At 69.6% G+C, this 9,909-nt stretch carries 6 protein-coding genes and 4 pseudogenes; 4 read left to right on the plus strand and 6 right to left on the minus strand.

Going from position 1 to position 9,909, the window contains the following annotated elements; translation table 11 throughout:
- Positions 1 to 267 precede the first annotated feature (267 nt).
- Positions 268 to 810 (plus strand): GNAT family protein, encoded by a 543-nt coding sequence (locus ABZ208_RS38195; RefSeq protein WP_356914051.1) that lies wholly within the window; start codon positions 268 to 270, stop codon positions 808 to 810.
- Between the two features lie 195 nt (positions 811 to 1,005).
- The gene (locus ABZ208_RS38200) at positions 1,006 to 1,506 is read left to right on the plus strand and encodes a hypothetical protein (protein ID WP_356914052.1); all 501 of its coding nucleotides are present in this window, start codon (positions 1,006 to 1,008) and stop codon (positions 1,504 to 1,506) included.
- A 95-nt stretch (positions 1,507 to 1,601) separates the two neighbouring features.
- Here ABZ208_RS38200 and ABZ208_RS38205 read toward each other — a convergent pair.
- A pseudogene (locus ABZ208_RS38205) lies at positions 1,602 to 1,703 on the minus strand (MerR family DNA-binding transcriptional regulator); the annotation flags it as partial.
- A gap of 268 nt (positions 1,704 to 1,971) precedes the next feature.
- On the opposite strand from ABZ208_RS38205, the pseudogene ABZ208_RS38210 reads away from it, so the two are divergent.
- A pseudogene (locus ABZ208_RS38210) lies at positions 1,972 to 2,067 on the plus strand (DUF6381 family protein); the annotation flags it as partial.
- A 309-nt stretch (positions 2,068 to 2,376) separates the two neighbouring features.
- Here the strand turns inward: ABZ208_RS38210 and ABZ208_RS38215 are convergent.
- Positions 2,377 to 2,487 (minus strand): annotated as a pseudogene (locus tag ABZ208_RS38215) (sigma factor-like helix-turn-helix DNA-binding protein); the annotation flags it as partial.
- Between the two features lie 115 nt (positions 2,488 to 2,602).
- Positions 2,603 to 3,892 carry an ATP-grasp domain-containing protein gene (locus ABZ208_RS38220; protein ID WP_356914053.1) on the minus strand — a complete coding sequence of 430 codons (1,290 nt, stop codon included), beginning with the start codon at positions 3,890 to 3,892 and terminating at the stop codon, positions 2,603 to 2,605.
- A 267-nt stretch (positions 3,893 to 4,159) separates the two neighbouring features.
- Here ABZ208_RS38220 and ABZ208_RS38225 point away from each other — a divergent pair.
- Positions 4,160 to 4,821: pseudogene (locus tag ABZ208_RS38225) on the plus strand (HemK2/MTQ2 family protein methyltransferase).
- On the opposite strand, the gene ABZ208_RS38230 reads toward ABZ208_RS38225, so the two are convergent.
- The 3 genes from ABZ208_RS38230 to ABZ208_RS38240 form a co-directional block, all read right to left on the minus strand.
- Positions 4,757 to 7,264: a SpoIIE family protein phosphatase gene (locus ABZ208_RS38230; RefSeq protein WP_356914054.1), complete on the minus strand. Its 2,508-nt coding sequence runs from the start codon at positions 7,262 to 7,264 to the stop codon at positions 4,757 to 4,759. The pseudogene ABZ208_RS38225 and the gene ABZ208_RS38230 sit on opposite strands and share 65 nt — an antisense overlap.
- 1,330 nt (positions 7,265 to 8,594) lie before the next feature.
- Entirely contained in the window at positions 8,595 to 9,026 is a 432-nt protein-coding gene (locus ABZ208_RS38235) for a DUF3618 domain-containing protein (protein WP_356914055.1), read from the minus strand.
- On the minus strand, positions 9,023 to 9,442 hold the full coding sequence (locus tag ABZ208_RS38240) for a phage holin family protein (RefSeq protein ID WP_356914056.1): 420 nt from the start codon (positions 9,440 to 9,442) through the stop codon (positions 9,023 to 9,025). The genes ABZ208_RS38235 and ABZ208_RS38240 overlap by 4 nt, the downstream gene beginning before the upstream one ends.
- Positions 9,443 to 9,909 lie beyond the last annotated feature (467 nt).

A 9,909-nucleotide genomic window follows, 5' to 3' on the forward strand; every position in this document is an offset into this window, starting at 1 on the left:
GACAACTCAACACGTCACCACTCCCCGAGACCGCCGAACCCACGCCTGACCAGCGGAAACGCAGCCCTCAAGCCCGGAAAGACAACAGCCACTAATGGCGCACAGCGGCGCTGCTCCACTGATTTTGGAGCGCCTCACCGCCAGGGCCTGTCCGGCGGACCTTCTGGGGCCCAGCGACGTGCCTCCAGGCCCTGGGGGCCTGGGAGGTGCCAATGCAGTTGCCCTATTGGTTTGCCGTCGGCGAGCCCGGTCGGATAGGAAGCTTGCATGCTAAGAGGCAGCAAGGTCGGGCTCAGGGCCCGGCACGAGGACGACATCCCGATCCTGCGGGCTGAGCTCTACGACGACGTGGTCAACGCCTCGCGGGCCGAAGGCCGGCCGTGGCGGCCGATCACGCCCGGCTCGAAGGACTCGCGGCTCGTGGTGGACGACAAGGAGCAAGGCCACGTCCCGTTCTCTGTGGTGGAGCTGGACGGCGGCACGCTGGTCGGCACCGCGGTGCTGTGGAACATCGACAACCACAACCGGTCCGCACACATCGGCCTCGGACTGCTGCCGTCCTCTCGCGGCAAGGGCTACGGCACCGACGTGGTCGCGGTGCTGTGCCACTACGGTTTCGTCGTGCGCGGCTTGCAGCGGCTGCAGATCGAGACGCTGTCGGACAACGCCGCGATGCTGCGCTCGGCCGAGCGCAACGGCTTCGTCCGCGAGGGCGTGCTGCGCTCCTCGGCCTGGGTGATGGGCGAGTTCCTGGATGAGGTGCTGCTCGGGCTCCTCGTCCAGGACTGGAAGCCGGACTCGCAGGGCTGAGGTCGGCACACCGTGCAGTGGCGCCGAGGACACCCCGCCCGTGTGGGCACACCGTCCCCTTCGACGCCTGACGCCCCGCAACGTCCCTACCCGGACCGCGCTGTGGCCGCCGTGGTCGCTGCCCGACTCTCGCCGCTGCCGGTCCGGTCAGGGGCGGGCCCGGCGCGTTCGGTGCCGTTCGGCATACTGCCAGGCATGGACACCCGAGCGGTCACCCGCGCCCACGTGCTGATCACCACGCAACTGGCGATCGGCGCCGCAGCGCTCGGGGCATGCGGCGGCTACCTCGTGGCCGGGCCCGCTGCCGCGGTCCTCTCCGGCGTCGTGACCGGCGTCGGGGCATGGGGCGGATCGATTCTGGTACGCCGACGCGTCTTCGCCGACCTCGGGCAGGCGGAGCGGGACGCGAACGTCCAGGGTTACGCCGAGGGACTGTCCCAGGGCGTGCTGTTGGGCATCGCTACGTACCAGGCCGCCGTCTTCCCGCTCACCGGCCCGGCCGGCGTCTCCGGCGAGGAGCGGCTCGCGCGCCGCACCATTGCGTATCGGATTGCCGCCGACGACGGTCTTCCACACACCGTGCGCACCGCGGCGGCCGCCGCTCTCGAGGCGATCGACCACGGCCAGGACCGGCAGGGTGCCCAGGACGCCGTGCAGGCCCTGCACGCGGCGGTCTACGAGCAGCGCCGTCCCTGAACGGCCCGCCTTTGGTGGCGTAGCGACGTCAGCTGAACCGGTCGAGATGTTCGGTGGCCTCTCTTGCGTACAGCCCTGCGGAGCGGCTGCCATCGGCCGTTCCGGGCCAGCGGGAGGAGACCGATCTCGTCGTAGTGCCGCAGGGTCCGGGCGGTCCCGCCCGACATCCGGGCCACCTCCGCGATCGACCAGTCCACACGTACGCCTTCAACGGGCGCCACAGCAGGAGGGCTTTGAGAGGCGGAGCTCCGCCCGTCTTCCTTCGGTCGTCCCGGGCTGGGTCAGGGCAGCGGGGTCCCTCCGGTTGCATTGAGGATTTCCGCGGTGATGTAGCTGGATCGGCCGGAGGTTCGCCAGTGGTGACGCTCCCGCCGTCACGGAGAAGTGATCATGAGCATTTCAGGAGAGGTCGGCGACGCAAGCCGGTAGCTGCGGCAGTAAGTCGAGGACCCGAAACAGACCGCCGAGCGCGTGACTGACCCCGATGAGCGGCAGCGGCTGAAAGAGCAGGCCCGCAAGTTGCGCGAGCAGCCGGAGCAGCGGGGGAACGCAAGCGGGGACGACCTCGGCCCCTGTAAGAATCAAGGCCAGGTAACGATCATGGCCTCCCGGTGGCGTCGTCCGATGCCACCGGGAAGCGCATGCTTGACCGGTCAGTCAGCTGCGGGCAGCGCGACACAGGCCGCTGCTGCCCGCTTCCGCAGGAGCCACCGAGGGCTGGTGATCACTTGTGGCTCCGTGCCGGGCCCAGCCGCAGGGAGCTCACCCCGGCTGGTACCCCACCTCCAGCATCACCCCGGAACCTCTGTGCCGCCCACCTTGCATTGCTGCCTCAGTTGCCTCTGTGAGACGGACGCGGCACACGGGGTGTCACTGTTCGGCGAGCATGTCGGTGCGCAGGTTGTTCAGGGTGCGGGCGAGCAGCCGGGAGACGTGCATCTGGGAGAGGCCCAGTTCGGCACCGGTCTGGGCCTGGGTCATTCCTGCATGATCAGGGCCGATCGTGCCGACTGGCACGATGTCCTCCAACTCGCACGCAAGCTGCGTGTCCGGCCTGTGGCCTCGGTTCCCTCAGGCTTGTGGTGTTCTCGGCACCTCAGGCTTGTTGCGGCTCCTCGAACTCCATGACGGCGGCGAGGGCTTCCTCTGTTTCGAATACGGCAGTCCGGGTGGAACCGAGCACGGCGTAGCGCCACGTGCGGCCGTCGGAGGGCGCATCCTCGTACAGCACCACTCCCGCGGCTCTCCCGGCCAGATCCCCCGGCCAGGACAGGCCGGCACGCTCCATCAAGCAAACGGTGTCCTCGAAGTCGTGGGGCGCACGTGTGCGTCGTCTGCCGAGCAGCCAGGCCGGAGCGTCCAGGCCCGCAGCACGGGCCAGACGGACCGCCATGAACTGCGTCGTGGTGGTGGCGGTGCGGCGGACATTGCTCTCCGTCGCGTAGAGCCTTCCGTCGGCGGCGAGGATCGCGTCCACCCCGTACGGTCCTGCGTAGCCCGATCGCGCCAGTTGGCCCCCCAATGCCATGCCCCACCGTTCCAGCTCTGCAGCAACGGCCCCGCCGGACCCGGCCAGCGGTGAGACATAGCCGGTGTAGGAGCCCTGCTGGACGCGCATCTCTCCGGAGAACACCACTCGCGGCCCGGATGCGTCCAGGTGCATCTGGATGCTGACCGACCGGACGACATCGAGTCGCTCCTCCACCACCCACGTCCCGGCAGACTCGTTCCGAAATGGTGCCGGCGCTGTGTCCGCACGCGAGAGGAAGCACAGCCCGTGGCCGCCTGCTGAGCGGTCCGGCTTCACTACGACGCGCTCGTACTCCCGAAGCATCGCGGTTGCAGTGGCTTCCAGGGTGTGCCCCTTGCACACCTGCCCCTCAGGAATGCGGATGCCCAGTTCGGCGGCGAGGGCGCGGAAACCGGTCTTGGTGTTGAGCCGGTGCACCGCGTCCACCGCGCTCGCACTCGGGCCTCCTGGGCCGTAGGGAGCCACCGTCACACCCAACCGTCGTGCGAGGGCGGCTGTGGACGCATCGAGGACGATGGGCAGGAGCTCCGCCCCGGGCCGCGCGGCCACCAGATCGAAGAGCGCGTCCATCAGCCTTGACCGGTCCAGGGCCTCCGCCATGGGCAGTCCCTCGACCGCAGGCGCCGTCATCACCGTCAGCGACCCGTACGGCACCCCCAGCAGCCCGCAGGCGTAGCGGTGGAACGTCTCGCTCGGCGCAACGGGCGTGACGAGCGCGTCTCCGGGCCGCAGGAGCCAGATCTTACGGGGCGCCTGCCCTGCCCACTGGGTCAGGACGTCGTGGGCGGCGAGGCTGACTGCCACGTCGGAGAAGAAGTTCGCGTAGACGATCAACGGGCTGCGGTGCTGGTCCACGGAGCATCCCTACCCGCCACGACTCCCCTGGCTCTTCGGCGAGGACCCGACGGCGTCAGGGTCGCAAGGAGGAGACGGGATCGGGGTAGAGGTAGGTCATGGGTTCCAACCAGCGGGAACCGGAGCTGCCGCAGGCGAGGGGAGGGGTGTCGGCAGCGGTGATCGACTGCCTCAGGGGAAGCCAGACGGTCTCGTTGCCGGGGCCAGATATGGTCAGTTAAGAGTGGGTGAGCGCGCTATGTGAAGCTCATCGTTCCCCCCCCCGGTGTGTACGCCCCGCAGGACGACACGGCTCTGCTCCAGTTCGCGCTCCACCGCGAGACGCTGCGGCCGCGGGCCGCCGTCCTCGACGTGGGCACCGGCACCGGCACCGGCGCCCTGGCACTGGCCGCGGCATCCCGGGGCGCTGGCGTCACGGCGGTCGACATCTGCCGTCGCGCCGTGTGGACCGCACGCCTCAAACGCACTCCTGGCGCGGACGCCCGTACACGTGCTGCACGGCGACCTGACGGCACCCGTCGCCGGACGCACGTTCGATCTCATCCTCACCAATCCGCCCCTACGTTCCGGGCCCGGCTCGGGCCTGGGAGGCGGGTCGCGACGGACGGTTGGTCCTCGACCGGATCTGCCGGGACGTGCCCCCGCTGCTGAGGCGCGGCGGCGTGCTCCTCATGGTGCACTCGGACCTCAACGGCGTCTCCACCACGCTGGGACGCATGCGGGCGGCGGGTCTGTCGGCGGAGGTCACCGAGCGGCGGTGGGTCGCCCTCTGGCCCGTGCTGCGCGCCCGCCGGACGCGGCTGCACGAGAAGGGCATGCTCGGCCCCGATGGCGAGAAGGAGGAACTCGTCGTGAATGACGGCCTCAGGCATCAGGTGACGCGCCACCACCGGCGGCACGCAGGCCGCGTTCGGGGCCGCATTCGGTGAGCAGCAGGGCGATGTCGTCCGCTCGGTAGGAGGAGCCGCGGGCGTTGTGCAGGAGGCGGTCGGCGAGTTCGTCGAGCGTGTCCGCGCGGGCGTGGGCCAGGGATGCTCGCAAGCGGTCGATGCCCACGTCGATGTCGGCTCCGGGTTCCTCGACCAGGCCGTCGGTGTAGAGGGCGAGGACGGATCCCGGCGGGAGGGTGATCCGGGTCGTGGGATATGCGCTCGCGCGTTCCACTCCGAGGACGGGGCCGATGTCCAGGTCGAGGGCATCGGTCGTGCCGTCGGGATGGCGAAGCAGGGGTGGTGGGTGGCCGGCGGTGACGGCGTGGGCGTGGTGACCGTGAGGTTCGAGGCGGATGTAGCAGCAGCTGGCCAGCAGGGGGGAGTCGAGGTCGATGAGGGTTCGGTTGACGCCCGCCATCACGTCCCCAGGTGTATGGCCCACTGCTGCGAAGGCCCGTACCGCACTGCGCAATTGGGCCATGGTAGCCGCGGCGGCGATGCTGTGCCCCTCGACGTCTCCGATGACGAGACAGGTCCCGTTGTCGGTGGGGATGACGTCGTACCAGTCGCCGCCTATGTCCATTCCGCTTGTGCCGGGCAGATAGCGCGCAACGACATGGATTCCAGGGATTACCGGCAGCCGGTGCGGCAGGAGCGCCTGCTGCAGGCCGCGCGCGACGGCGAACTCCGAGTCGTACAACCGCGCTCTCTCCAGCGCCTGGGCGATCAGCCCGGCCAGGGCAGTCAGGACGCCGCGGTCCTTCTCCGTGAACCGATGGACCTCGTCGAAGCCGAGGACGCAGGTGCCCACAGGACGGCCGGAGGCGATCAACGGCAGATACGCCCAGGAACTCACTTCGCCCGTGGGGATGCCCGGATAACCCCGGGACAGGTCCTGCTGCGACTCGATGAACAGCGGCGCGCCAGAGGTCAGGGCCTCGGTGCCGGGCAGGCGGGCGTGCAGCGGCATGCCCTCCAGCCAGTCGAGGAAGTCTTCGTGGTGGCCGGTGTGAAAGAGCCGGTGCATCGCTTTGTCACGAACCACGTAGATCGCCATCTGCTGGCCTCCGAAGGCCGGCAGAAGCTGGTCGCCGACGGCCTCGCAGACCTCGCGTGCGGTGACCGCCTCAGTCAACGCGCTCCCCAGCTGCAGGACGTGATACATGACGCCCAGCCGCGCCGACGGAGCGGCGGGTGCCGCCTCGGCCGCAAAGGCGGATGGTGTCGGGGCCGGGTGCGGCTGACCCAAAGGCACCACCCGGCCCGTCGCCCCGTCCGCCTCCGGGTGGAGGGAGAAGGCGAGCCACTGGTCGGGCGGTCGGCGGGCCAGGAAGGAGGACGGCGTCTGCGAGATCATCGCGGACCGGTGCCGGTACTCGATGTCGGGGTCGGACAGCCACGGCAGCACCTCCCAGAGAAACCCGCCCAGCACCTCATCACCAGAAACGCCCAACAGTCGCAAGGCGCTGCGATTGGCATGGGTGACCCGCCCGTCGGGAGCGAGGGAGAACAGCCCGTCCCGCAACCGCTCGACCGCAGCAACAGCCGCACGCCCGGCCCGGGCATCCACAACCGCGCCCACCAGGTGGGTGCCTGGCCGCGCGTCGTCGGCCGCTGGCACCCGGCCCCACAACTCGACCGTGCGACACCCCTCGCCGTCGCCGCCGTCCCGGCAATCCCGTACGCGCAGGCGCCTCGCGGTGATCCGGCCCGCGCCGTCTGCCTCCCTGGCCCCGGCCAGGAAGGCGACACGATCGCCCGGGTGCAGGCAGGAAGCAAGCGTATCGGCCCGTCCGTCGAAAGCATCGGGGTCGAGACCGAAGATCGCACACAGCTCGTCGTCCACAGTGAAGGTGCCCAAGGCGAGGTTCCAGTCGAACAAGCCGACCCGCACGGCCGCTGCCGAGGGAGCCGGGGTCTCGACGGGAACCGTCCCCGGCTCGCACTCGACCGGATCACCGGTACGGGCGCGCAGGGCGGCAAGGGAGCCCCCGAGCCGGTTCGCGACGGTCCGCATCTGGCGCCGCTGCGCCTTGGACAGCCCTTCACTGCCCGGTGAAGCCGCCCAGACGACCGCCAGCGAACCGAAAGTCTCCCCACGCGCACCCACTGGCACGGAGCAGGAACCGAAGGCATACGGCAGAGCCACCGCGAGCTGGGGATATCGCCGCATCGTCTCCTCTGCGTCGGCCAGATGGACGGTGCGCCCCGAGCTGTATGCCACGGCGACCGGAATGGGACTGCTCACCGGGATGAGTCGCCAGCCACCGAGGAGGGACGGCGGCGTCCCGCGCGTCGCGGCGAGCACGATCGACCGGCGGTCGCGGGAGCGGAGGAAAATGCTCCCCGCGTACGCGCCGGTTCCTTCGACGGCCTCGACGACGGCCGCGGCGAGCAGATCCTCACGCTCCACCGTTACGCCGATGGTCATCCCGCTCATGCATCCAGTGTGCGCAGGTCACGCCCACAGGGCCCAGCGTGGCAACTCGGCGATACGCAGCGGTTACAGTCTGCAGGGGGCGGTCCGTCCCGGCCGCCGGCCCCAGGACGGGTTTGGCGTCCGAGGGATGGTCGGCGCTGAAGGCCGGGACGGGCCGCTGACGAAGGAGACCAAGGCCGCCTCGACCCATCCGACCAGTGCCGATCGCGTCCGCCCGAGATCGCTTCCGGTCCCGAGAGGGTGCCATCCCCGACCGCTGCCACCGCGGGTGCGTGAGGCGACCTGGACGGGGAACTCGAGCCAGCGAAGCCAACGATTCGCGATCTTAAGGATCCGGCCACGACGACGGCGCGAGACATCATGACAGCGGGCGCCGAGTGTATCGGCGAATCTTGCCCGAGCCAGACTCAGGCGTACTCCGACGCCTGTTTCAGCGCGGTCGACCCGGGCAGGGCCTCTGGTTTGCGGACCAGCGCCTCCAGATAGTGGTCCGGCACCAGACGCGCCCCGGATGATCATCAGCCGTTCGTGCCTGGCGACTTCGACTCCGTCGTCATAGACCACCAAATCAGAGGCGTGCAGCATCACCCGCACCCGCCTTCCGATCAGCCGCACCGGCACCGAGTAGTGGCTCGTGCGGACACTGATCTGGCTGTAGCGGTCCACCCGCAGCACGAAGAGACGGCCCGTCTCGAACGGCTCGGCGAGCAACGCTTCAGCAACGGCTGTTCCGCGGCGAAGTACTCGCCGACGGTCCGCGGACGGGAGCGGACCCGCCGCGCGTCGTCCTCCTCGTCCCAGCGGTCGACCATCGCGTTCAGCTCGGCCAGCGAGTCGACTCTCGGGACGGGGACGAAGTGGTTGCGGCGGGGTTGGCCGCCCCTCCGCCCCGCCCTTCTCGTGAGCCCCTCGATGCCGGGACGGCAGTAGAAGACCTCGGACCAGCACCCCGCTCGCAGGTCCCTGGCACCGTCTTCTGCCGTCGTGGGCTGTGGGACTCGGGTCGAGGGGCTCAGCGACACCGACGGCCTCGTCGAAACCCGCCACCACCCCATTGGTGCCTCAACACGCTGCTGCACACTCTCGACGAACCGCGCCGGCCCTCAACGACACCTGCCAGTGGCTCCTGCGGGACACCCCGACGACCACGACGACGTCGCGCGATCCTCATCGCACAAGCCATGCCAGCACGTTGACGCGAGCCGAAGGTCAAGGTCGGCCCCTCCTCCCGCAGTTTCAAGGCGACTTGCGCCGATCAGCGCTTCCACGTCCGCCTCGTCGGCGTTCACGGTCAGGCCTCACCGCTTCAGGCGACTTTGGACGCTTTCATTCAGCACCTCCTGCTGCGCCTGGCGAAGAAGACGACGGCGAGCGCGCCCACAGCGGCGGCGATTAGCAGGCTGCGGCCGCTGCGCGCGGACTGGGCCACCTGATAGGCCTTCTCCCGGGTCGGCTCCGACGTCCTGTCCTGGATCTTGTCTCCCAGGAGGTGGGCGGTCTCGGTCAGCTGCTGCTTGGCGTGGGCTGCCTTCTCGCGTACCGGCTGGGGAGTCCTGTCCTGCGCGACATGCAGAGCATGGGCGGCCTTCTCCTGGATCTGACTCTTGACCTTCGTTGCCTTCTGCTGTGCCTGGCCTTTGACGTCGGACTTGGCGGTCAGAGCCGCGACAGTCTCGCCGAGTTCCTCGCGGGTTTCCTCCACCTGATCCCGCAGTTCCTCGGGAGTGGGGGTGGAGTCGTTGTTCTGGGACTGGTCCGTCATCGGTGTGCACTCTCCTTGATCTCGGACACGTCTGCCTTGACGCTGTCGATGGCCTGCTCGGGTGCGGGTGGGCAGGCCTGGCTGACCTGCTTCTTGCCCACGGCGGCGAGCACGCCGGCCACCGCCGCAAGGACGGCGGTCACGGTCAGGGCCGAGACCCACGGCGGCCACATCAGGTCGAGGGCCACGATCGCGGTGGCCGCGAGTGCTTGCAGGGCGATGAAGCCCATCACCCCGGCTCCGCCGAACAGGCCGCTGCCGATCCCGAACCGTTTGCCCTTCTGCTGCATCTCTGCCTGCGCCAGACGCATCTCCTGGCGCATCCGCCGGGAGATCTGCTCCGATGCCTGCTTGACCAGCTCGCCTACCGATTCCTCGGTGTCAGGGCGCGGCGGGTGATCCACTGACCTGTTCATCGTCGTCACCCGACCCCTTCTGTTGGCCCCCTGGGGGCCTTCAGCTCTTTCGTGTCGTGTACGGGTCGTTGCCAGGCGGGTACCCGAGCCCGCTCGCCGCACTCAGTCGCAGAAGGATCCCTTTGGTTGACGCGCTACAACAGGCTGCGGAGCAGCAGGCGGGACCAGCCAGGCACAGGCGATGACGATGACGGTGCCGAGACCGATGCCGCTGGGGTGGTGCACTCCGGTGCGGACGCTCGAGGGCCGACCTGCCGCGCCCAGGGCGCGTCCCAGGAGGCGGCCCGGCGGGTCAGTCGGCGGTCGAGGCGACGGACGTGATCGAGGGGCCCTCGGTTTCCGTGGTCGGGCAGGAGCCGTGCTCTTTTCCTGCTGGCTGCAGATCGACAGCAGGAAAACCTGCCGGCGGCCCGGACGGGCCCGGACCGGGGGCGCTGGCCACGTGCTCGACAAGTCTTCCCCGACAG

Source organism: Streptomyces sp. NPDC006208 (genome assembly GCF_040613775.1).
GTDB lineage: Bacteria > Actinomycetota > Actinomycetes > Streptomycetales > Streptomycetaceae > Streptomyces.